General features: G+C 57.8%; 21 protein-coding genes. 12 read left to right on the top strand and 9 right to left on the bottom strand.

The genetic code is table 11. From position 1 onward, the window contains the following. Positions 1 to 33: 33 nt before the first annotated feature. Together GOW92_RS05090 and GOW92_RS05085 are read right to left on the bottom strand one after the other, a co-directional pair. Positions 34 to 2,274, bottom strand: a complete 2,241-nt coding sequence (locus tag GOW92_RS05090; RefSeq protein WP_170558537.1) for a xanthine dehydrogenase family protein molybdopterin-binding subunit — start codon at positions 2,272 to 2,274, stop codon at positions 34 to 36. Positions 2,275 to 2,277: 3 nt separating this feature from the next. Continuing rightward, positions 2,278 to 2,742 carry a (2Fe-2S)-binding protein gene (locus GOW92_RS05085; RefSeq protein ID WP_170558535.1) on the bottom strand — a complete coding sequence of 155 codons (465 nt, stop codon included), beginning with the start codon at positions 2,740 to 2,742 and terminating at the stop codon, positions 2,278 to 2,280. A gap of 99 nt (positions 2,743 to 2,841) precedes the next feature. Here GOW92_RS05085 and GOW92_RS05080 point away from each other — a divergent pair, with 99 nt between their 5' ends. Continuing rightward, a complete protein-coding gene (locus tag GOW92_RS05080; RefSeq protein WP_170558533.1) occupies positions 2,842 to 3,420 on the top strand; it encodes a TetR/AcrR family transcriptional regulator in 579 nt (192 codons plus the stop codon). Here GOW92_RS05080 and kynU read toward each other — a convergent pair. Then, the gene (gene kynU, locus GOW92_RS05075) at positions 3,413 to 4,606 is read right to left on the bottom strand and encodes a kynureninase (RefSeq protein WP_170558531.1); all 1,194 of its coding nucleotides are present in this window, start codon (positions 4,604 to 4,606) and stop codon (positions 3,413 to 3,415) included. The genes GOW92_RS05080 and kynU overlap by 8 nt on opposite strands. Positions 4,607 to 4,824: 218 nt before the next feature. Between kynU and GOW92_RS05070 the strand changes: the two genes are divergently transcribed. The 7 genes from GOW92_RS05070 (at position 4,825) to GOW92_RS05040 (ending at position 12,763) form a co-directional block, all read left to right on the top strand. Further along, positions 4,825 to 5,274, top strand: a complete 450-nt coding sequence (locus GOW92_RS05070) for a methyltransferase family protein (RefSeq protein WP_170558529.1) — start codon at positions 4,825 to 4,827, stop codon at positions 5,272 to 5,274. Positions 5,275 to 5,401: 127 nt separating this feature from the next. After that, positions 5,402 to 6,973: a Re/Si-specific NAD(P)(+) transhydrogenase subunit alpha gene (locus GOW92_RS05065; protein WP_170558528.1), complete on the top strand. Its 1,572-nt coding sequence runs from the start codon at positions 5,402 to 5,404 to the stop codon at positions 6,971 to 6,973. A gap of 13 nt (positions 6,974 to 6,986) precedes the next feature. Beyond that, positions 6,987 to 8,441 carry an NAD(P)(+) transhydrogenase (Re/Si-specific) subunit beta gene (locus GOW92_RS05060; protein ID WP_170558527.1) on the top strand — a complete coding sequence of 485 codons (1,455 nt, stop codon included), beginning with the start codon at positions 6,987 to 6,989 and terminating at the stop codon, positions 8,439 to 8,441. A gap of 155 nt (positions 8,442 to 8,596) precedes the next feature. Beyond that, on the top strand, positions 8,597 to 8,953 hold the full coding sequence (locus tag GOW92_RS05055; RefSeq protein WP_170558526.1) for a VOC family protein: 357 nt from the start codon (positions 8,597 to 8,599) through the stop codon (positions 8,951 to 8,953). Positions 8,954 to 9,060: 107 nt separating this feature from the next. After that, positions 9,061 to 10,338: a DUF3422 family protein gene (locus GOW92_RS05050; protein WP_170558525.1), complete on the top strand. Its 1,278-nt coding sequence runs from the start codon at positions 9,061 to 9,063 to the stop codon at positions 10,336 to 10,338. Between the two features lie 70 nt (positions 10,339 to 10,408). Further along, a complete protein-coding gene (locus GOW92_RS05045) occupies positions 10,409 to 11,551 on the top strand; it encodes an MFS transporter (protein WP_368040249.1) in 1,143 nt (380 codons plus the stop codon). Positions 11,552 to 11,599: 48 nt separating this feature from the next. Further along, on the top strand, positions 11,600 to 12,763 hold the full coding sequence (locus GOW92_RS05040) for a M20 aminoacylase family protein (RefSeq protein WP_170558524.1): 1,164 nt from the start codon (positions 11,600 to 11,602) through the stop codon (positions 12,761 to 12,763). A gap of 80 nt (positions 12,764 to 12,843) precedes the next feature. Here GOW92_RS05040 and GOW92_RS05035 read toward each other — a convergent pair whose 3' ends face one another. Beyond that, positions 12,844 to 14,142, bottom strand: coding sequence for a 3-deoxy-D-manno-octulosonic acid transferase (locus GOW92_RS05035; RefSeq protein WP_170558522.1), 1,299 nt, complete (start codon positions 14,140 to 14,142; stop codon positions 12,844 to 12,846). A 1-nt stretch (position 14,143) separates the two neighbouring features. After that, positions 14,144 to 15,151: a GTP 3',8-cyclase MoaA gene (gene moaA / locus GOW92_RS05030; RefSeq protein WP_170558521.1), complete on the bottom strand. Its 1,008-nt coding sequence runs from the start codon at positions 15,149 to 15,151 to the stop codon at positions 14,144 to 14,146. A 90-nt stretch (positions 15,152 to 15,241) separates the two neighbouring features. Here moaA and GOW92_RS05025 point away from each other — a divergent pair, with 90 nt between their 5' ends. Beyond that, positions 15,242 to 15,658: a hypothetical protein gene (locus GOW92_RS05025; RefSeq protein ID WP_170558519.1), complete on the top strand. Its 417-nt coding sequence runs from the start codon at positions 15,242 to 15,244 to the stop codon at positions 15,656 to 15,658. Here GOW92_RS05025 and GOW92_RS05020 read toward each other — a convergent pair. From GOW92_RS05020 to glmU, 4 genes are read right to left on the bottom strand one after another with little or no spacing between them, the layout of a single operon-like run. After that, a complete protein-coding gene (locus GOW92_RS05020; RefSeq protein WP_170558517.1) occupies positions 15,646 to 16,332 on the bottom strand; it encodes a DNA alkylation repair protein in 687 nt (228 codons plus the stop codon). The genes GOW92_RS05025 and GOW92_RS05020 overlap by 13 nt on opposite strands. Before the next feature lie 7 nt (positions 16,333 to 16,339). Continuing rightward, positions 16,340 to 16,882, bottom strand: coding sequence for a pyridoxamine 5'-phosphate oxidase family protein (locus GOW92_RS05015; RefSeq protein ID WP_170558515.1), 543 nt, complete (start codon positions 16,880 to 16,882; stop codon positions 16,340 to 16,342). 3 nt (positions 16,883 to 16,885) lie between these two features. Beyond that, a complete protein-coding gene (gene glmS, locus GOW92_RS05010) occupies positions 16,886 to 18,709 on the bottom strand; it encodes a glutamine--fructose-6-phosphate transaminase (isomerizing) (RefSeq protein ID WP_170558514.1) in 1,824 nt (607 codons plus the stop codon). Positions 18,710 to 18,712: 3 nt separating this feature from the next. Further along, on the bottom strand, positions 18,713 to 20,068 hold the full coding sequence (gene glmU, locus GOW92_RS05005; protein ID WP_170558512.1) for a bifunctional UDP-N-acetylglucosamine diphosphorylase/glucosamine-1-phosphate N-acetyltransferase GlmU: 1,356 nt from the start codon (positions 20,066 to 20,068) through the stop codon (positions 18,713 to 18,715). Positions 20,069 to 20,201: 133 nt separating this feature from the next. Between glmU and GOW92_RS05000 the strand changes: the two genes are divergently transcribed. The 3 genes from GOW92_RS05000 to GOW92_RS04990 all read left to right on the top strand — a co-directional run bounded on the left by GOW92_RS05000 (position 20,202) and on the right by GOW92_RS04990 (position 23,422). Next, positions 20,202 to 20,873, top strand: a complete 672-nt coding sequence (locus GOW92_RS05000; protein WP_170558510.1) for an HAD-IA family hydrolase — start codon at positions 20,202 to 20,204, stop codon at positions 20,871 to 20,873. A gap of 39 nt (positions 20,874 to 20,912) precedes the next feature. Beyond that, on the top strand, positions 20,913 to 22,103 hold the full coding sequence (locus GOW92_RS04995) for a DegT/DnrJ/EryC1/StrS family aminotransferase (protein ID WP_170558508.1): 1,191 nt from the start codon (positions 20,913 to 20,915) through the stop codon (positions 22,101 to 22,103). Positions 22,104 to 22,258: 155 nt separating this feature from the next. Then, positions 22,259 to 23,422: an isovaleryl-CoA dehydrogenase gene (locus GOW92_RS04990; protein WP_170558506.1), complete on the top strand. Its 1,164-nt coding sequence runs from the start codon at positions 22,259 to 22,261 to the stop codon at positions 23,420 to 23,422. The last annotated feature ends 8 nt before the right edge of the window (positions 23,423 to 23,430 follow it).

Genomic DNA, 23,430 nt, shown 5'->3' with positions numbered 1-23,430 from the left:
CCGGGAGAGAGGGTCCGGACCGACGCAGCGCGATCAAACCAGCAGATTGAACTGATTGATCAAAGGCAGGGTGCGCGCGCGCTCACCCGTCAGGTCAAACAGGGCATTGCCAAGCGCGGGCATGGACGGAGGCGTCCCCGGTTCGCCCACGCCACCCAAATGGTGGTTGGTTTCCAGTATCTTTACCTCTGTCACAGGAGCGGTGTGCATCCGCAGGGCGTCGTAATCGGGGAAATTGTACTGTTCGACTTCACCGTCCGAAAATGTGATCTCACCCATAACCGCCGCCGACAGGCCATAGATCATGCCGCCGAACATCTGCGCCTCGACCGTGCCGGGGTCCAGGGCCAGCCCGACGTCACAGGCGATCCAGGCCTTGGCGATGCGGATGGTGCCATCCTCGTCGACGACCTCAATCACCTGTGCAACAGGGGTGCCAAAGCTGTAGGTCATCGCCACACCGCGCCCGACACCATCAGGGGTTTCTCCGGTCCAACCTGACATCTCTTTCACAGCTTGCAGGCAACCTGCAGATGGCGCGTGTTCGGCTTTGGCCAGCTCCAAGCGGAACTCCAGCGGATCTCGTCCTGCGGCATGGGCCATCTCATCCATGAAGGTCTCGTGGAAGAAGCCATTGTGGCTGTTCCCGACCGAGCGCCAGAAACCGACCGGAATATCCAGATCTGCGATGTGCCCGCTCATGCGGTAGTTTGGCACCGCGTAAGGTTGGTTAAAGAACCCTTCGACCAAAACCTTGTCGGGGCCTCCGCCCGGTATGCCCGTATAGCGCTGGACTGCCTGTTGTGTGCAGGATTGAGCGGCGACCTTGCCGTCAATCAGAACGGCCTGACCGTCTTTCACCGCGCCGCGCATGCGGGCCATCGCGCCAGGGCGATAATAGTCGTGGCGCATATCCTCTTCACGGCTCCAGGTGGTCTGGACGGGGACGCCGGGTATGGCCATTGCGACTTTTGTCGCGATCTCGCCAAAATCTAGCTCGCCCCGGCGACCAAAACCTCCACCCAGATAAGTGGTGTGGACCTCAACGGCCTCTTTATCCAGATTGGCGGTATTGGCCGCGCGTATCTGAATAAGTGTCGGTGCCTGGTTGCCGCACCACAACTCCAGCGCCGAGCCAGTAAAAAGCGCGGTGGCGTTCATCGGCTCCATTGTTGCGTGGGCCAGATAGGGCACCGTGTATTCAGCCGTGACCTCGGTGGCACCGTCGGGCAGGGTGTCCACATCCCCATCATCACGCATTGTCGAATTGGGTGACGCGTCGAAAGCCTTTGCGATTTCTGCAAATACAGCGTCGGTTTCCGGTGGGTAGGGCGCATCGCCCCAGTCCACGTCAATTGCCTCGACCGCCTGGATGGCCAGCCACGTGTTGCTGGCAACCACAGCCACGCCATTGCCCAAATCAACCACCTTTTCCACGCCCGACATCTGCTCGGCTGCGCTGGCATCAAAGCCCTTCATCTCGCCGCCCAGTTTGGGATTGATGCGGACCGAGGCAAATTTCAGACCCTCGGGGCGCACATCAATACCGAATTCGGCTGTTCCGGTTGATTTGCCGACCACATCGACGCGCGGCAGGTTCTGCCCGAGCAAACGCCAGTTGGACGGATCACGCAGCTCGACCTGCGGAGGTTCGATCTGACCCGCGGCTTCCGCCAGTTCGGTGTACGGAATGCGAGTTCCATCAGGCGCAATCACCGCGCCGTTTTGAGTTTTCAGTTCTGAACGATCCACGCCCAGCCGATCGGCTGCTGCCTGCTTCAACGTTTCGCGTGCGGTTGCTCCCGCCTCGCGCATACGTTCGAACCCGTCCTTCATCGAAGTCGACCCGCCAGTGACCTGCAAGCTCAGCGTTCGGCCAAGAACGCCCAGAGCCTCACCGAGATTGTGCTGGAAGTCAGAGATGTCATAGCCCTTGTTCGGCAACCCCTCACCAACAAGTGCCGAGTTATAGTAGGCCGCAGCGGCTGGCCCATGCAGAACACGGATCTGGTCCAACTCCACGTCCAGCTCTTCGGCGATCAATGCCGCCCATGTGGTCATCACGCCCTGTCCCATCTCGGCTCGCGGTGCGAATAGAGTGACGCCTTGCTGGTCGATTAGAACAAAGGGGCTGAGTGCGGTTTCGCCCTCTGCTGGTTTCAGCGGATTGGCGGCCGGACGGCTGACGTAGTAAGCGCCAAAGGCCACGCCCCCGACAATCGCTGCTGAGCCGATCAAGAAAGTACGACGGAGGATTTTTCCAACGGATGCCATCGTTTATGCCTCCTTCAGCTTGGATGCAGCGTCGTGGATAGCTGCGCGGATGCGGGGGTAGGTGCCACAGCGACACAGGTTGCCTTGCATGGCATCATCGATTTCCGTGTCTGAAGGTGCAGGGTTTTCTGCCAACAGAGCGGCAGCCTGCATGATCTGGCCTGACTGGCAGTAACCACATTGCGCTACCTGATGATCCACCCAGGCCTGTTGAATTGCAGTCATCGCGTCCGGCGTGCCGATCCCTTCAATCGTGGTAACATCCCCCCAGACATCTGACAGCGCCACCTGGCATGACCGAACAGCTTCGCCATCAATGTGCACTGTGCATGCCCCGCAGGCAGCAACGCCGCAGCCGAATTTGGTGCCCGTCAGTCCGACTTCATCACGCAGAACCCAAAGAAGGGGTACGTCATCGGGAAGGTCGATTTGGTGTTGGTTTCCGTTGATCTTCAAGTCGGTCGCCATGGCGCACCTCTCGTAGCTGTGGCTGGTTTCTGACATAATTGGTGAAAAATGTCAGTATGTCAATTGACAAAATGAACAGAAAATGTCACGAGTTTAAGAATGGCAGATACAGCAGAAGATTCACGGCAGCAGGCGATCCTGAACTCAGCCTTTCAGGCCTTCGCCACCTATGGATTCCGAAAGACCTCAATGGATGACATAGCGCGGGGCGCGAGAATGTCCCGACCGGCCGTTTATCTGCATTTTAAGAACAAAGAAGCGATCGTCACCAGGCTGACCGAGCATTACTATGCCGAGAAGATCGCCGCCGTCGCTGCGGCTCTGACTGTGTCGGGTTCGGTTTCGGACGTGTTGAAGGATGCCGTTCAAGCCCAAACCGAGGGTATGGCAATGATCCTTGCATCGCCCCACGGACTTGAAATGCTGGATGCGACCAAGTCCATGTCGTCAGACATCATTTCGCAAGGCGAGGCTGAACTGGCCCGCCTGTATTCCGAGTGGTTGACACGCGAACATAAAGCCGGGCGCGTCAGATTACTGGCGGATGCCGACGAGACGGGCAAAACAATAACGGCTACTCTTAAGGGGCTGAAGGCAAGCGCCATTGGCGCAGAGGAATACGAAACCCGTGTTGCCCAGTTTGCCGCGCTGATAGGAGCTGGATTAGAGGTCAGGTAACATGCTGGCGCACCTTGTATTCTGGCGCGTCCCATAGCCGGTTCTGCATGATATCTGTCAGGATCTCGGCCGCGTTTTCCACATCCTGTTCATCTATGTAAAGCGGCGTAAAGCCAAACCGCATGATGTCAGGCGCCCGGAAGTCCCCGATCACGCTGCGCGCAATCAGGGCCTGCATAGCGGCATAGCCATCGGCAAATCGGAAAGACACCTGACTGCCGCGCTCGGCGGGATTGCGCGGGCTTGCCAGTTGCAGGTCGGGGCAGGCGGCTTCGACCCGTTTGATGAACAGCTCTGTCAGCTCAGTTGACTTGGCTCGGACGTCCCGTATGTCGGCCATATCCCAAATGTCCATCGCAGCCGACAAGGCAGTCATCTGAAGGATAGGAGGGGTTCCGACGCGCATTCTCTCGATGCCATTACCGGCGCGGTAGTCCAGATCAAAGGCAAAAGGCGCTTCGTGGCCCAACCACCCAGACAATGCGGGGCGTACCTGGTCCGTCAGACGTGGGGAGACATAGATGAATGCGGGTGCTCCTGGCCCGCCATTCAGGTATTTGTAGGTACAGCCAACCGCGAAATCTGCATTACACCCCGCCAGATCGACGGGAATTGCACCAGCTGAATGGGCCAGGTCCCAAACCGTAACTGTGCCGTTTGCATGGGCCAGTTCCGTAAGTGCCTTCATGTCATGCATCCGGCCCGAGCGATAATCTACCTCGGTCAGCATCAGAACGGCGACATCTTCGGTCACATTGGCCGCGACATCCTCTGGCGCTACAACGCGCAATTCATATTCCGGCCCGAGCGAGCGCAGCAGGCCATCCACCATATATAGATCGGACGGGAAATTACCGCTGTCTGACAGAACGACCTTGCGATCCGGGCACAGTTCCAGCGCCGAGGCGACGGCCTGATAGACTTTGATCGACAGAGTGTCGCCGGTAACGACACTGCCGGGTTCAGCGCCAATCAGCCGCCCGACACGATCACCTAAGCCGGTCGGCAATGCCATCCACCCGGCCTTGTTCCAGCCGGTGATCAGCATCTGCCCCCATTCCTGAACCATCATGTCATTAACCCGATCTCCGGCCGCTCGGGGCAGCGGCCCAAGCGAGTTGCCGTCCAGATAAACGACACCTTGAGGAAGATTGAACATGGCTTTGGTCGCGGCAAAGTCGGTCATCGTGATCCTGTGAATATGTTGTGCAAGTGCAGATGCAAAATGGCTATCTGATCCAAATGCAGCTGTCCATCGTCGAAGAGCTTCACCGCAACCGAGTCTATCCGCGCGCAGATTGCTCGGCTGCGACCAACTGTGATTTTGCTATTCCCGGCAAAAAGCGGTAGGTCATCGGGCAAAAGCGACATTTTTTCCTGCCCGGATACGAAAGACTGCCTGACATGCAAAAAATCGACATCCCACCGGTGTGGCTGCTGGGCTTTGCTGTGGTTGCATGGCTGCAGGCGCGGCATATGCCGATGGGGTTGTCTCTCGATAATGGGTTTGTTGATTTGCTCAGCGGTGTGCTGATCGGTGGCGGTGTCATTATGATCGTTCTGGCGGCCGCCGAATTTCGCCGTCATCGCACCACAATCATCCCGCATGAAACGCCTACATCGCTGGTGCAGTCAGGGATCTTCAAACGTAGCCGAAACCCCATATACGTGGGCGATGTGCTCATCCTGTCCGGCCTGATCCTACGATTTGATGCCATAGCGTCATTGGTTCTGATTCCAATATTCGTATGGCTTTTGGAGCGTCGTTTCATCGTGCCTGAAGAGGACAGAATGCGCAGAACTTTTCGCGCTGACTTTGCCCGATATGAGCGCCAAACCCGCCGATGGATGTGAGGTGATGTGGTAATGACACAACGTAATAATGCTGCGCTTGCGAAATAATGTTGCGCAGGATACACCTTTGCTTAACAAACAATACCGACCACCCGCTCGGTCAGAGTGAAAATTAGGGGGACTGCCAGTGAAGATAGGCACACCGAAAGAGACTTATGACGGTGAGAACCGTGTTGGGATGACGCCTGAGTCGGCGTTGCAGCTTCAGAAATTGGGCTATGAATGTCTGATTGAGAAGGGTGCGGGCGCTGCGGCCGGGTTTTCTGATGCGTCGTATGAGGCAGCGGGGGTTGAGGTCGTCAAAACGGCTGCATCGCTGTGGAAACAGGCCGACATTGTTGCGAAGGTACGTCAACCCAACGAGGCCGAGCTTAAGCGTTTGACCAAGGGCAAGACGTTGATTTCCTTCTTCAACCCTGCGGGTAATGAACAGGGGATGGAAGCCGCCAAATCCAAGGGCGCCAATGTCATCGCCATGGAAATGGTGCCGCGGATTTCGCGCGCGCAGAAGATGGACGCGCTGTCGTCGATGGCTAATATCGCGGGCTACCGCGCAGTGATCGAGGCGGGTAACAACTTTGGCCGTTTTTTCACCGGTCAGGTGACAGCGGCTGGTAAAGTTCCGCCTGCGAAGGTGCTGATCGTTGGTGCCGGTGTGGCCGGTTTGGCAGCCATCGGGACCTCGACCTCGCTGGGTGCGATCACCTACGCGTTCGACGTGCGCCCCGAAGTGGCCGAACAGGTAGAATCGATGGGGGCCGAGTTCGTCTATCTGGACTTTGAAGACGACCAGCAGGACGGCGCGGCCACCGGTGGATATGCCAGCGTGCAGTCGGACGAGTTCCGCGAGGCGCAGTTGGCCAAGTTCCGCGAGCTTGCTCCGGAAATGGACATTGTGATCACCACGGCGCTGATCCCGAACCGCGAAGCGCCCGAGCTTTGGACCAAGGACATGGTCGAGGCGATGAAACCGGGCTCGGTCATTGTTGACCTAGCGGCGGAAAAAGGCGGCAACTGCAAGCTGACCGTCGCGGATGAGAAGATTGTGACCGACAATGGTGTGACCATCATCGGCTATACCGATTTCCCCAGCCGGATGGCGGCGCAATCATCGTCGCTGTACGCGACCAACATCCGTCACATGATGACCGACCTGACGCCTGAAAAGGACGGCCAGATCGATCACGACATGGATGATGACGTGATCCGCGGTGCGACCGTGACATTTGAAGGCGACATCACCTTCCCGCCACCACCGCCCAAGGTGCAGGCGATTGCGGCGCAGAAGAAACCGGAAGTCAAAGAACTGACCCCGGAAGAGAAAAAGGCGCAGGAGATCGCGGCCTTCAAGGCGCAGACCAAGCAGCAGTTCACCCTGCTGGGTGTTGGCGGCGCGCTGATGCTGCTGGTGGGGCTGATCGCTCCGGCCAGCTTTATGCAGCACTTCATCGTCTTTGTGCTGGCCATCTTCGTGGGCTTCCAGGTGATCTGGGGCGTCGCGCACAGCCTGCACACACCGCTGATGGCGATCACCAACGCGATCTCGTCGATCATCATTGTTGGAGCCTTGATGCAGATTGGATCGGGGTCGTTCCTGGTTATTCTGCTGGCGGCGCTGTCTGTCTTCATGGCCGGGATCAACATCTTCGGCGGCTTCCTCGTAACCCGGCGCATGCTCGCCATGTTCCAGAAATCTTAAGGAGGCCGGGCACATGGATTATGGCTTCACTACTGCCGCCTACGTTGTTGCGGCTGTTCTGTTCATTCTTTCGCTCGGTGGTTTGTCGAACCAGGAAAGCGCCAAGCGCGCGGTCTGGTATGGCATCGTCGGTATGGCGCTGGCGGTTTTTGCCACGCTGGTTGGTCCCGGTTCGGGTCTGTGGCTGCTGTCGCTGTTGCTAATTGCGGGCGGTGGCCTAATCGGTCAGTACGTCGCACAACGCGTGCAGATGACCGAGATGCCGCAGTTGGTAGCTGCGATGCACTCGCTGGTTGGTCTGGCGGCTGTGTTCGTCGGCTTCAACGCGCATTTTGAGATTGGCAACGTGGCCCAGGTCATGGCCATTGCCGACAGCGCAAAAGAAGCGGACCTTTCCGATCTGGGTGCATTCGCCAAGCTGATTGCCAAGAAAACCTCGGCTGAGCTGGCAATCCTGCACGTGGAACTGTTCTTGGGCATCTTCATCGGTGCGATCACGTTTACCGGGTCAGTCGTGGCCTATGGCAAGCTGGCCGGCAAGGTCACATCGGCAGCGACCAAGTTGCCGGGCGGTCATGCGCTAAATGCGGCGGCTGCAGGTCTCTCGCTGATCTGCCTGGTCTGGTACACCTCGACCGGCGGCTTCTTCCCGCTGTTCCTGATGACGCTGGCGGCGCTGTTCATTGGCTATCACCTGATTATGGGCATCGGCGGTGCCGACATGCCGGTGGTTGTGTCGATGCTGAACTCGTACTCGGGTTGGGCCGCGGCGGCGATCGGCTTCTCACTAGGCAATGACCTGCTGATCGTGGTTGGTGCGCTGGTGGGCTCGTCCGGTGCGATCCTGTCCTACATCATGTGTAAAGCGATGAACCGTCACTTTGTCAGCGTAATCCTGGGCGGCTTTGGTGGCCCGCAGGGCGAGCAGATGGCCGTTGAAGGCGAGCAGATCGCTATCGAGGCCGACGGCGTGGCCGCAGCCCTGAACGATGCAGACAGTGTCATCATCATCCCGGGTTACGGCATGGCCGTCGCACAAGCACAGCAGTCTGTATCGGAACTGGTTCGCAAGCTGCGTGCCAAGGGCAAGAATGTGCGCTTTGCAATCCACCCCGTTGCAGGTCGTCTGCCGGGCCACATGAACGTCCTGCTGGCTGAAGCGAAGGTGCCGTATGACATCGTGCTGGAGATGGACGAGATCAACGATGACTTCCCGGAAACGGATGTTGCCATCGTGATTGGCTCGAACGACATCGTGAACCCTGCGGCGCAGGAAGATCCCAACAGCCCTATCGCTGGCATGCCGGTGCTGGAATGCTGGAAGGCCAAGCAGGTCTTCGTGTCCAAACGCGGTCAGGGAACCGGGTATTCGGGCATCGAAAACCCGCTGTTCTTCAAAGAGAACACGCGCATGTTCTACGGCGATGCCAAGGCGAGCCTCGACAAACTACTGCCGATGATCGACTGATCTGGAGCTTTAAGCAAATTGCAAAGGGCGCCGGCAGGCGCCCTTTTCTTTTTCATTGAACAAGAAGCATTGCCCGCAACCAGGGTAGTTTGCCCAGATGACGCAGGCGGAGTGTGATAAACTGAGCCGAGTTGTGCTGTGGCAGGAGGTTGGTGATGCAAAAAGTGAACGGCATAGGAGGCGTGTTTTTTCGGGCCAAAGACCCCGAAGCGCTGAGTGCGTGGTATGAAAAGCATCTGGGTGTAAATCACTACGTCCCGGAACCATGGAAACAGCGCGAAGGCTATACGGTCTTTGCCCCGTTTGCGCAGGACACAGAGTACTTTGGGCGGGCCGAACAACAATGGATGATCAATTTTCGTGTCGATGATCTGGCTGCTATGACCGCGCAGCTTGAGGCCGCCGGGATCAAGGTTGAAACCAACGCTGACTGGGACAGCGAGGTCGGCAAGTTCGCCCGCATTCACGACCCCGAGGGCAATCCGATCGAGCTGTGGCAACCAAATCAATGAGATAGCAGGTTTGTATACCGTAGTATCCTTGTAAGTACATGAAATAAAAAGAGAATTGATGTAATTTGACGGTGTCGTATAGTGCCTCGGAGGAAACGGAGCCCGAAATGACGCCGATTGATGATCATCCGCTGCGCTATGCGCTGGCCAATGAGCTGCACGCCCGGCCGTTTCCGGTGGCGGCGATGCCTTGCACAGTGGTCTTTTTGGCGATCAAGAAACCGGTTGCGGCTGTCGCTCGGGATCGGCGTGAGGATCTGGAGCACCTGATCGACCTTCTCGACCGCCACGGTGCTCAGCACCCGCAGCCGGACGCCACACACTATGCGGGACAGATCGGCCGCCACTGGTTGAAGTGGGAGCAACATACCGAGTTCGTGACCTATACGGCCATCGCTCAGAACGTGAGCGACCGTGCGTTCAACCCAGCTGATTTCGAAGTTTTTCCACCCGATTGGTTAATGGCCAGCCCCGGCCAGAGGGTTACATCGGCCATGGTGCGTGTTGTCGAACGTGAAGGCGATGAAGTCATCAAAACCAAGCTGCTGGATTGGTTCGAACCGGAAAGCCTGGCTGTCGCTCGGGTGCTGGATGATGCAGCTGTTTGTGCCAGCGATTTTCGTATCGATCCGGCGGGGCATATGCGGTTTGCGCTGTTCGTTGCAAAAGGCACCGGACGGCGCCGGACTGGACGGATTGTCCAGCGGCTTTGCGAGATTGAAACCTACAAGGCGATGTCCATGCTGGGTTTCGCACGTGTCAAACAGCTGATGCCGCGCATCGGGAAACTGGATGAAAAACTAACACAGCTGATGGGGCAGATGACCGGCAATTCAGCCCAGCCGGATGAGCTGCTACAGGATTTGCTGTCTACCTCTATCGAGCTGGAGACTCTAGCCGCGCAGTGTTCCTTCCGATTTGGAGCCACCGGCGCCTATGAGGCCATCGTAAACCAGCGGATTGAGGTTCTGCGCGAAGAGCGTTTCGAAGGCGGACAGAACTTTGCGGACTTTATGATGCGCCGATATGATCCGGCGATCCGGACCGTCAAATCCACCGAGCGCCGTTTGCAAGCCCTGTCGGATCGGGCCATTCGCGCGGGGGAATTGCTGCGAACGCGTGTGGATGTCGAACGCAGCGCCCAGAATCAGGCATTGCTGGAAAGCATGGACCGCCGCTCCGATCTGGCCTTGCGCTTGCAGCACACGGTCGAGGGTCTCTCTGTAGTTGCGATCAGCTACTACGCTGTGTCCCTGGTCAGTTACTTGCTTTATCCGCTGACGAGTGCCGGGATCAGTAAGGGGATGCTGACGGCTGCAGTAACGATTCCGGTTGTTCTGGCTGTTTGGTTTGCCGTTCGCAGGATTCGGAAACGGCTGGCGTAAATCCGTGTTTTCCTGAAGGGCCGTGCACTGTACAACAAACGCGTTTGGCACTTGGGTCGAGGAATCCTTCGTGATTGGAATCGTGGCTGCGTGGCGGGCTGTAGCCGCCATGTTCATATTGAATGGCGCATTGTTCGGCATCTGGGCGTCGCGAATTCCGGCGATCCGGGACAAGTTGGAGCTGACGCATGAGGCGTTAGGATACGGCTTGTTGTTCATGGCTGCCGGCGCAGTGTGTTCTTTTCCGATCACGGGCCGGCTAACCGACCGGTTTGGAGCGGTGGCCCTGACGCGGTACATAGCTGTTCTATATACGTTTTCTCTTATACTTCTGGCCCTCGCGGGCAGCTTCTGGTCGCTTGCAGCTTTTTTGTTCATATTCGGCGCTTTCCACGGCTCGATGGATGTGGCGATGAACGCCTGGGCAGCGGAAGTGGAGCAGGCTTACAAGAAACCCGTTATGTCGTCCTTCCACGCGATGTGGAGCCTTGGGGCAGGGCTGGGGGCGCTCAGCGGGTTTGCAGCGGTGCAGATGGGGCTGACGGTCATCCAGCATTTTCTGCTGGCTGGCGGGCTTGTTGTCGTGCTGGCATTGGCGTTGTCGTGGGTCCGCTGGACCTCGCGTCGCTCAGCCGTGTCCGAGGGCAAGGTTTTTGCTTTGCCCTCAGGCGCTTTGGTCCTTGTTGGCTTCACCGCTCTGTGCGGTGCGTTGGGGGAAGGAGCAGTCGCGGATTGGAGTGCGATTTTCCTGCGAGACGTCACAGACGCCGCCGAAAGCGTTGCGGCCCTTGGTTACGCAGTGTTTTCTGTCGCGATGGTGGCGTTCCGGTTGGCAGGCGGTTTTGTCATCGCCCGTTTCGGGCCAGTCGCTACCGCGCGCTTTGGCGGGGCTTGCGCTGCGTTGGGCGTGTTCTGCGTTGTTTCAGCCGCCGAGGCGGGTCTGGCTTTGGGAGGCTTCGCTATGATGGGGATCGGGTATGCTGTCATTATGCCGCTGGCCTTCAGCCGGGCGGCCAGTGATCCCAACGTGCCACCGGGGCAGGCGATCGCAAGCGTCGCGACGCTGGGATACGGAGGCTTATTGATTGGCCCGCCGCTTATTGGGTTTCTCGCAGAGATGCTTACATTACGCCTAGCATTCACGGCGCTGCTGCCACTGGCCGTTTTTATTGTCTTGTTGGCGGGCGCGCTGCGACCTGTTGAAACAGAATGAAGCCAAAACAGAACAGCAGGCCGGAAAACCAACAGATAGGAGAACAACATGCCGATCAAAAACCGGTTCGCCGAGTTGCAGGGTGAAATCACCGAATGGCGGCGCGATATTCATGAGAACCCCGAAATACTTTTCGACACCCATCGCACCAGTGCGTTGGTCGCCGATAGGCTGCGGGAATTCGGCTGTGACGAGGTTGTGACAGGCATCGGCCGCACCGGTGTTGTAGGGGTGATCAAGGGCAAGGCGGATACAGGCGGCAAAGTGATCGGGTTGCGGGCGGACATGGATGCGCTGCCGATCCATGAGGCGACGGGCTTGGATTACGCGTCAAAAACCGATGGCGCGATGCATGCCTGCGGCCATGACGGGCATACGGCGATGCTGCTTGGGGCCGCGAAATACCTGTCAGAGACGCGGAACTTTGATGGCACCGTAGTCGTGATCTTCCAACCTGCCGAGGAAGGCGGCGGCGGTGGGCGCGAGATGTGTGAAGACGGGATGATGGACCGCTGGGGCATCCAGGAAGTCTATGGCATGCACAATTGGCCGGGTCGCCCGGTGGGCAGTTTTGCCATTCGACCCGGCGCCTTTTTTGCGGCGACGGACCAGTTTGATATCACCTTTGAAGGCAGGGGGGGGCACGCCGCCAAACCACATGAAACGGTCGATACTACGGTGATGGCCGCTCAGGCCGTTTTGGCGCTGCAGACCATTGCTTCACGGAACGCCGATCCGATTGACCGTATCGTTGTTTCGGTCACGTCTTTTGAGACGTCTTCAAACGCATTTAACGTGATCCCTCAGACGGTGAAGATCAAAGGGACAGTGCGTACAATGAGTAAGGAAATGCGCGACCTGGCCGAAAAGCGCATTCAAGAGATCTGTGGCGGCGTTGCAGCGACTTTTGGAGGTGAAGCGGATGTGACCTACTACCGGGGCTATCCGGTGATGGTGAACAGTGATGAGCAGACGGATTTTGCTGCAGATGTTGCGCGGTCAGTGTCCGGAAACTGTGACGAAGCGCCTCTGATCATGGGCGGTGAGGATTTTGCCTTTATGCTGGAAGAACGGCCCGGAGCGTACATCCTGGTTGGGAATGGCGACACTGCAGCTGTGCATCATCCTGAATACAATTTTAACGACGAGGCTATTCCGGCTGGATGCAGCTGGTGGGCGGAGATCGTGGAACAACGTATGCCCGCGGCCTGACGGCGGCGTAGAGAAGCGAGGGGCCAGCCCCTCGCGTTTCCCGGGGAATTTTTACCAGATGAATTTGCGCCCGCGTGACGTCAGGTGAGGTCCAACGTTTCGCACAAGGTGTCGATCACACCGTCCAATGCGGACTTCTGGGTGTTTACGCAGGATTTTGCGCCAGCTCGGGCTTCGTTCAGCGCTTCGTCATCTGACACCCAATTCGCAACGATCTCTGTGAGTTGCGAGGCAGAATTGACCTCAGTCGCGCCACCGCTTTCGATCAGTGGCGCATAGGTTTCCGCGAAGTTGTAGTAACCGGGGCCAGTAATCACGGCGGCACCGGCCTGAGCAGGCTCGAACGGATTGTGGCCGCCGATTTCCTTGAGCGAGCCACCCAGAAACACGATAGGACATAACGCGTACCAGGTGCCGGTTTCGCCCAGAGTGTCGGCGACGTAAACTTGAGTCTGCGTTGCGATCTGGTCACCTTTGGTGCGGAAAGCAGCAGACTGCCCTGCCTTTTCTAGCAGACCTGCAACCTCTGACCGTCGCTCGGGGTGACGTGGGATCAACAAAAGCAGCAGATCGGGCCAGCGTTGCATCAGTTGGGCATGGGCTGCCAGAACCGTTTCCTCCTCGCCCGCATGGGTCGAGCTGGCAATCCAGACTGGGCGCTCGCCGATTTGGGTGCGGATGTCGTCCAGCGCGGCCTGATCCACTGGCAGCGGGTCTGACATGGCTTTGAGGTTGGTGCCTAGTTGCACACGGTCGGGCCGTGCGCCCATGTCGATAAGATTCGTCGCAGTTTTATCATTCTGGGTCAGGAACAGCGTGAAATGGTCCAGAATGAACCGCGCGGTTTGTCGCCGCTTTTTCCATCCCTCGACCGAGCGATCCGACAGGCGCGCATTGAGTAGCGCCAGCGGAACGTTCCGCCGGGATGCTTCGACGATCAGGCGTGGCCAAATCTCGCTTTCGACAAAGACACCGGCGTCCGGCTGCCAATGGTCCAGAAAACGCCGTACAGCTCCGGCGGTGTCCAATGGCGGGTATTGATGGCGCGCGCGCGGCGGCATCCGCTTTTCGATCAGCGCGGCTGAGGTTGGCGTTCCGGAGGTGATCAGAAACTCTGCATTTGGCAGGCGCTCACCCAAACGTTTGATTAGGCTGATGACCGACAGAGTCTCGCCCACACTGGCCGCATGAAACCATATCAGCTGCCCTTTCGGGCGGGCTTGCGTCGCGTGACCAAGGCGTTCCTGCTGACGCACTTTAGGGACGCCTGCCGCCTGCAGCTTGTTGCGCACCGTGCGCCATGCCAAGGGGGCCGCAACAGAAGTCAGGCCGCAATACAAGTGGTACAGCAGCGTGGGCCGGTCAGAGATGTCTGGCATTTTAGCCGCCTGTGTGGCTCATGTGGCGGCTCATCTGGCCGTCGACGGCCTGACGCGAATAGTCGAAATCATGCCCTTTGGGTTTAAGGTTGATTGCTGATCTGATCGCTTCTTCCAGCTGTTCGTCGCTGTCAGGATAGTCGCGCAGCGGTGCGCGCAGATCGGCCATATCTTCCTGCCCTAGGCACATGTAAAGCTCACCAGTGCAAGTCAGGCGCACGCGGTTGCAGCTTTCGCAGAAATTATGTGAGAGCGGAGTGATAAATCCGATTTTCTGGCCGGTATCCTCAAGCCGCACATAGCGCGCTGGTCCGCCGGTCCGTTCTGCCAGATCGGTTACGGAATAGTGTTTCTCGTACTCCTTGCGCACATCCTTGAGAGACCAGTACTGATCCAAGCGGTCTTCGTTGCCGATATCGCCCATCGGCATGACCTCGATCCAGGTCAGGTCCATGTCACGCTCGGCGCACCATTCAGTGATCTTGGGCAGTTCAGGTTCGTTGAACCCTTTCAGCGCGACTGCGTTGATCTTGATCCGCAGGCCCGCCTTCTGCGCGGCGTCGATCCCGTTCAACACCTGTTTCAGACGACCCCAGCGGGTGACTTTGGCGAACTTGTCTTCGTCCAGCGTGTCTAGCGACACGTTCACCCGGCGCACGCCGGCAGCATAGAGATCATCGGCAAAGCGATGCAACTGCGAGCCGTTGGTCGTCAGCGTCAGCTCTTTAAGCGCGCCGCTTTCCAGATGACGGGTCATCGAATTGAAGAATGTCATGATGTTGCGGCGTACCAGCGGCTCACCGCCAGTGATGCGCAGCTTTTCCACGCCCATGTTCACAAAGGTCGAGCACATGCGGTCCAGCTCTTCCAACGTCAACAGGTCTTTCTTTGGCAGAAACGTCATGTCCTCGGACATGCAATAGACACAGCGGAAATCGCAGCGATCCGTGACGGAGACGCGGAGATAGGTGATGGCGCGGGCAAACGGGTCGATAAGCGGAGCTGTCATGCGACATAGGTAAAGCTGCAACCGCCCTCCGACAAGGGCGAACTGCGCTTTGCGCTGGAACAGATGCGTGCAGGGCGATAGATTTGCTGTATGAGATATACGCTTTTGGCTATTTGTGTTCTGGTGGCGGGATGTGACACCGTGCGGTCCACCACTGATCGTGTCTTTGGCGGCAACAAGCCCCCAGAAGAAGCAAAACCCGCCGTTGTAGAAGAGGTGGTCGAGCCGCAGCCTGTCGCGGTTGCCGCCGCGGGTTGGGTCGGTCCGAAAACCACAATTGCTGGTTTGGGAGACCCCACAACACCCGGTCGTTGGCTCGAAACTTCGTTGGTTGAGACCGAGTTTACAGGACGCGTAGTTGTGCCGCGAACGGGTGCACAGGCCTATATCACGCTGATTCCGGCATCTGGGCCAGCCGGAGGCGGCAGCCGTCTATCGCTGGATGCGATGCGGGCACTGCTGTTGCCATTTGATGAATTGGTAGAATTGGAAGTTTATTCCAACTGACCTTTCAGATACTTGCCAGCCTCTTTTCGTGCGAACGGTTTCATCGCATCGCCATGTGCGTTCAGAAAGGCAATAACGCGGCCCGGGTCGTGCTTGGACAGCTCGCGCAGCCACCACGCAACAGACTTTTGAATGAACCAGTCGCGATCGGGTACGTATCCTGCAGCCCAACTCAGAATGCGGTCTCTGCGTTGCAGGTCGTCCGGTTTGGGGTGGTTTTGTTTGGTCCAGGGCAGGGTGGCCACCAGCGCCGCGCGCCGCGTCCACATGTGGTCTGAAGTTGTCCAGCTTTCTACCTGATCCAGTCGCTTTGGGTCGGCAGACAAGCGCTTTTGCATGGCCATGCAGGCGTGGTCTGCTACAGCCCAGGCATCAAAATCTGGCAGCCAGCTTTGCAGTAGGTCCCAAACGGCATCATCTGGTCGGATGCGCGCTTGCGTCAGCAGTTTGGCTGCGGCAAGACGTCCTTCGTGAATATTGGTTTGCCACAGCGCATCTGCCAGTTCCACGCGCTCTGCCACGTCCAACCCTTGTCGCCAGGTTTTGGTCAGGTCATTCAGGATCGGGTTCGCCACGCCCAAATGGGGGCGATCGACTTTATGATAAGCCGCCATCTGTTCGGCGCGCTTAGGGTCCGCGTGGGCCTTGATTTGGTCAAGGTAGTTTTCAAGCATAACTTTGTCAGTTCCGCGGTCGGGTGGGCTTTCCGTCAATGGTCTGATGGTTCTTTTCCACCCAGTAGGACTGGATCTGTTCGTCAGATTTGCCATCGACCCATTTCTGCATCGTGTCACGTTCGGACTGGTATTCCATAAACGGCACCGCGTAGCCGCACGAAGTCTGAACCACTTCGATATCCAGATCATAGATCTGACGCGCGCTGCGGTGATCGGGGAACAAGTCAGCAAGTTCGTTCCAACCCGCATCGCCCACGTGCAGCGTGCGCGCAGTTCCATAGGTTCGCAGGATCAGCGGCCGTGTCGTGAACGAACACCACATCAGCGTCATGCGGTTGGCTTCCAGCAGATGACCGGCCGTTTCGTTGCCGCTGCCGGTCAGGTTCATCCAGGCAATCCGGTTCGGACCAAGAACGCGCAGCGAATCCATTCCCTTGGGCGAGATATTGACCCGCCCATCAGGTGCCGCGGTGCCAACGAAGAACATATGCTGTTCTTCGATGAATTTACGTTGCGCGTCGTCTAGTTCCGGAAATTGCTTGGCCATGTCTCACTCCACCGTAACCGATTTTGCCAGATTGCGCGGCTGGTCCACATCTGTGCCTTTGGCCACAGCCGTATGATACGCCAACAGTTGCGCGGGTACTGAGTACAGGATTGGGGCCAGGCTAGGGTGGACATACGGCATCCTGATGATGCTCCAGACGCCATCTTCGGCCTCGGCAATACCATCGTCGTCCGAAACAAGAATGACCTTACCCTTGCGCGCCATCACCTCTTGCATGTTCGATACGGTCTTGTCGAATATCGTGTCCCGAGGCGCCATGACCACCACAGGCATATTCTTATCGATCAAGGCGATTGGTCCGTGCTTCAGTTCGCCCGACGCATAACCTTCGGCGTGGATATAGCTGATTTCCTTGAGCTTCAGCGCGCCTTCCATGGCCAGTGGATACATCAGGCCGCGACCCAGAAACAGAACATCGCGCGCTTCGGACAGGCGCTGGGCGGATGTCTTGATGGCGGGGTTCTGGTCCAGCGCCGCATTCAACACCGTCGGCAGTCCGCGGAGAGCGGCATAATGGTCGGCCAGTTCTTCGTCTGTCAGTGTGCCGCGATCCGCAGCCGCCTTGAGCGCCAACATCAGCAACACGCTAAGTTGGCAGGTAAACGCTTTGGTCGAGGCGACGCCGATCTCAACGCCTGCGTGGATGGGTAGGGCGATATCGCTTTCACGCGCGATCGAACTTTCGGGGACGTTAACGACCGAGACGATCTTGTCCGCCTTGCCTTCGCAGTACCGCAACGCGGCCAGAGTGTCGGCGGTCTCACCTGACTGACTGACGAATAACGCGGCTGTGCGGTCACTGATCGGAGGTTCGCGATAGCGGAACTCGCTGGCAATATCGACCTCGACCGGCATTTGGGCCAGCTGCTCGAACCAGTATTTTGCGGTCAGGCAGGCATAAAACGCCGTGCCACAGGCCACCATGGTCAATCGATTCAACTTGGTGAAATCCAGATCGGCATCAGGAAGGACAACCTGATCTCCGCCGCTGGGCAGATAGGCCCGGATCGCGTCGGCAATCACCACGGGCTGTTCGGCAATTTCCTTAGCCATGAAGTGTTTGTGGCCGTTCTTTTCGGTTTGGGTGTGGTCCAGATTGATCTGGCGGGTTTCACGGTTGGCCAGTTCACCGGCTTCATTGCGGATTTCCAGAGAGGTTCGGGTCAGAACCGCGCGGTCACCTTCTTCAAGATAGGTGATGCGATTGGTCAGCGGGGCCAGAGCGATGGCGTCGGACCCAACGTACATCTCACCATCGCCGTGACCGATTGCCAATGGGGATCCCTTACGGGCCGCGACAATCAGGTCGTCCTGACCATCGAACAGAAAAGCCAACGCAAACGCGCCGACAAGGCGGTCGATGGTTTTGAAGGCGGCCTCGACCGGTGACAGACCAGTCTCAAGGTAATGCGCCGTCAATAGCGCCACTGTTTCTGTGTCAGTCTCGGTTGTGAAATCGATGCCATGCTCGGCCAGTTCTGATCGTAGCTCGCGATAGTTTTCGATGATGCCGTTATGCACCACGGCTACGGGGCCAGCCTGGTGTGGGTGTGCGTTGGCCACCGACGGCGCGCCATGGGTAGCCCAGCGGGTATGACCAATGCCGGACTTTCCGGGTAAGGGGTTGTGCACCAGCAAGTCGCTCAGGTTGACCAGCTTGCCGACTGCCCGACGCCGCCCAAGCGTGCCACTGTTTACGGTCGCAATCCCGGCGCTGTCATAGCCACGATACTCAAGGCGTTTTAGCGCCTCGACCAAAGTTGGCGCGGCCTCATGCTCACCCAGTACACCCACAATTCCACACATAAATCAGGCTCCCTTGTTGCGGCGAGCCTTCTTCGCCTTCAACATCTCAAACAATTTGCGCGCATACCCGGGCTTGTTGTCCTGCTTGGCGCGTGCCACTGCCAGCGCGTCGGGTTCTACATCCCGCGTGACGACTGTACCTGTTGCGGTCATCGCTCCGTCACCGACAGAAACGGGGGCAACCAGCATGGTGTTGGAACCGATAAAGACGTTCTCTCCGATGGTCGTCTGGTGCTTCATCACGCCGTCATAGTTACAGGTGATCGTCCCCGCACCGATATTGGTAGACGCTCCAACCGAGGCGTCGCCGACATAGCTGAGGTGGTTGACCTTAGCGCCTTCAGCGATTTGGGCATTCTTGGTCTCAACGAAATTGCCGATACGGGTGTTTTCAGCCAGTTCTGTACCGGGGCGCAGGCGGGCATAGGGGCCAACGATGGCACCGCGGCTAACATGGCAGCCTTCCAGATGTGAGAACGCGCGGATCGTCGCGCCGCTTTCGACGGTTACGCCGGGGCCGAAGACGACGTTTGGTTCAATCACAGTATCCCGGCCAATTATTGTATCGGCGGACAGGTAAACCGTATCAGGGGCCATCAACGTCACGCCCAATGCCAGCAATTCATCACGTGCACGAACCTGAAATTCGGCATCCGCCGCAGCCAGATCGGCGCGAGAGTCCACGCCCAGCGTTTCCGCCTCATCGCATTTTATCGCTGTTGCCGATAGACCGCGTGCGTTCGCCAGTGCCGCGATTTCAGTCAGGTAGTACTCGCCCGACGCATTTTCATTGCTAACCTCGTCAATCAATTCGAACAGCAGTTTTGCGTTGCAGGCCACCAAACCGCTATTGGTAAAGCGAATGGCGCGCTGTTCTTCGGTTGCGTCCTTGTATTCGACAATTTCGACCAGCTTGTCGCCATCCATTATCAACCGGCCATAGCGGGGCTGAACTTCGGCAATATCAAAACCCAGCATGACCAGATCAAAAGAGGCGCGGGCTTCGATCATACGTTCTAGCGTTCTGGGGTCGATAAAGGGTGTGTCGCCGTAAAGGACGATTACATCACCGTCGAAATCGGCTAGCGCATCCCGCGCCTGCGCGACAGCATGTGCCGTTCCCAACTGTTCTTCCTGAACAACGATCTGTGCGGTTTCATCCTCGGTGGTGGCGGCTTTGGCAACAGCCTCGGAACCGTGACCAGTGACGATGACAGTGCGTTCGGGTGCCAGTACTGCGCCAGCGCGCATAGCGTGAACCAACATCGGTGTCTGGGCAATCGGGTGCAGTACTTTTGGGGTATCCGAATTCATCCTGGTGCCTTTTCCGGCGGCAAGGATAACAAGGGCGGTGGCCATAAAATCGATTTCTCTTTGTGTTTTGTTGCGGCCCGTTTTATCCGCTGAGTTCAAAGGCGCAAGCGGTTCGGGGATCAAACAAGATTGCCGTTTGCAACACTTATGGCGAAGACTCGCCGAATTGGGAGGCAAAATGCGCACGGTAATCTTCGATCTGGACGGGACTTTGGCCGATACTTCGGGCGACTTGCTGGCCGCAGCCAACCACTGTTTTCGGCACATGGGACATGGCGATGTATTGGTTCACGGGGAAGATGCAGGTGTCGCCCTGCGCGGTGGCCGGATGATGCTGACCCACGGATTGAAACGTGTGGGCGCTTTTGACGAAAAAACAGTTCAGGCGTACTACCCGATGCTGCTTGAAGCGTATGCCGAGGATATTGACACGCACACGCAGTTCTATCCCGGTGCGTTGGAAGCGGTTGAGGGGCTAAGGTCGGCTGGCTATGGCGTCGGAATTTGTACCAACAAGCCCGAAGCCCTGGCACATCAGTTGCTGACACAGCTGGGTGTGCGTGAACAGTTCGCCTCACTGGTCGGCGCGGATACCTTGCCGGTGCGCAAGCCTGATCCGGAACCTTTACGTGAAGCGGTCCGTCGGGCGGGGGGCGATCCTGACCTGTGCGTCCTTATCGGCGACTCAGATACCGACCGGAATACGGCCCGGGCTGCAGGTGTGCCTTCGGTTTTGGTTACGTTCGGTCCTTCCGGAGATGACATGGCTGCGCTTGAGCCTGAAGCTTTGCTGCATCACTTCGACGATCTGACGGGCCTGGTGCCTCGGTTGATCGGCGTCGCAGCTTAATCCCTTGACCCGGGCCAATTGCAGGATCAGAACAACCTTATGATCGAAACATTCACCGGCAGCTTCACACAGCAGGAACCCATTCCCGAAGAGGCGGTCGAGGCCGCCCTGGCCGTATTGCGCCACGGACGCCTGCATCGTTACAACGTCGTACCTGGCGAATTGGGCGAAACCGCCCTTTTGGAGCAAGAATTTGCTGCCCAAACTGGGGCCAGATACTGTCTGGCCGTGTCATCAGGCGGCTATGCGATGGCCACGGCACTGCGCGCCTTAGGGGTCAAGCCGGAGGACCCGGTGCTGACAAACGCGTTCACCCTGGCTCCCGTGCCCGGATCCATTGCGTCAGTCAGTGCCCGACCGGTATTTGTAGGTGTAACGGAAGACCTCACGATTGATCTGGACGATCTTGAAGCCAAGCTGGATCAGGCGCGTGTGCTAATGCTGAGCCACATGCGTGGCCACCTTTGTGACATGGATCGGCTTATGCAGATGTGCGACGCAGCAGGCGTCACGGTGATCGAGGATTGCGCCCATACGATGGGGGCCGCATGGCGCGGGCAGGCTTCGGGCCGGCAAGGCGCAATTGGCTGCTACTCGTGCCAGACCTACAAACATGTCAACTCGGGCGAGGGTGGTTTGCTGGTAACCGATGATGAGGAATTGGCAGCAAAAGCAACAATTCTGTCTGGGTCTTACATGCTGTACGAACGCCACCTTGCTGCGCCAGCCCCAGATGTGTTCGAACGCATCAAGTACAACACGCCCAACGTTTCAGGGCGGATGGATAACTTGCGGGCCGCAATCCTGCGCCCGCAATTGCGCGATCTGGGCCGGCAGATCGAACGCTGGAATGAACGTTATTTTGCGATTGAAAAAGGTCTGCGCGATACGCCGGGTCTAAGCATTGTGGAGCGGCCGGAAGACGAGACATTTGTGGGGTCTTCGATTCAGTTTCTGCTGCTGGATTGGTCGGCAGAGCGGGTAAACGAGGTTATCCAGCGGTGCGCGGCCCGGGGGGTCGAACTCAAGTGGTTCGGAGGGGCCGAACCGAACGGTTTCACGTCGCGTTATGACAGTTGGCGATATGCCAAAAGCGCGCCCATGCCCAAAAGTGATCGAATCCTTGCCGGAATCGTCGACATGCGTGTTCCTCTGACTTTCTCGCTGGACGACTGCAGTCTGATCGCGCGGATTATTCGGGCAGAGGTCAGCGCCGTTTATCAGTCGTAGTCCAATCGAGTGCGCGTGCCGCGCACGCTTGTTGTTTTGAAACCGCCGCCCCGATTGGGGCGGCGGTTTGTTTTTGGGACGCTGTCGTTGACCCGATTTAGATTCGCTGCTATTTATTGAACAACTGTTCATTAATGCGAAAGAGGAGATCGCTTATGTTCACGGCGGCCATGCAATTTGATCTGGGTGAGGACGTGAACGCCCTGCGTGAAATGGTGCATCGTTGGGCGCAGGAGCGGATCAAGCCGATGGCGGCTGACATCGATGCCTCGAACGCATTTCCAAACGAGCTTTGGAAAGAGATGGGCGATCTGGGCTTGCTCGGCATCACAGTGTCCGAGGAATATGGCGGGGCCGGGATGTCTTATCTGGCCCACACTGTCGCTGTAGAAGAGGTCGCGCGGGCATCGGCCTCGGTCTCTCTGTCTTACGGTGCTCATTCGAATCTCTGTGTTAATCAGATCAAACTGAATGGCAGTGACGAGCAGAAGGCCAAGTACCTGCCGCGCTTGATATCGGGCGAGCATATTGGCGCGCTGGCCATGTCCGAGGCGTCGGCTGGGTCTGACGTGGTGTCGATGAAGTTGCGCGCGGAAAAGCGCAACGATCATTACCGCCTGAACGGTAACAAGTATTGGATCACCAACGGACCTGACGCAGATACTCTGGTAGTTTATGCAAAGACGGATCCGGAGGCCGGGTCAAAAGGGATCACAGCCTTTCTGATCGAGAAAGAGATGAAGGGATTCTCGACCTCGCCTCACTTCGACAAGCTGGGCATGCGGGGGTCGAATACGGCAGAGTTGATCTTCGAAGATGTCGAGGTGCCGTTCGAAAACGTTCTGGGCGAAGAAGGCAAGGGCGTCGCAGTTCTGATGTCCGGGCTAGACTATGAACGCGTGGTTCTGGCCGGGATCGGGACGGGTATCATGGCCGCTTGTTTGGATGAAATCATGCCCTATCTGGCCGAGCGAAAGCAGTTCGGCAAACCGATCGGAAGTTTCCAACTGATGCAAGGGAAGATCGCGGACATGTATACCGCGATGAATTCCGCGCGCGCATATGTCTATGAAGTCGCCAAAGCCTGTGACCGGGGCGATGTAACCCGTCAGGATGCGGCGGCGTGCTGCCTTTATGCCTCGGAACAGGGCATGTCACAGGCGCATCAGGCTGTTCAAGCGATGGGCGGCGCGGGCTTCCTGTCGGACTCGGCCGTCAGCCGGATTTTCCGCGATGCCAAGCTGATGGAGATTGGCGCGGGCACCAGCGAAATCCGTCGGATGCTGATCGGGCGGGAACTGATGAACGAAATGCTTTGAGAAAAAAA

This window comes from Ruegeria atlantica, from assembly GCF_013032505.1.
Lineage (GTDB): Bacteria > Pseudomonadota > Alphaproteobacteria > Rhodobacterales > Rhodobacteraceae > Ruegeria > Ruegeria atlantica_F.
This window is presented reverse-complemented; position numbering and strand designations above follow the sequence as displayed.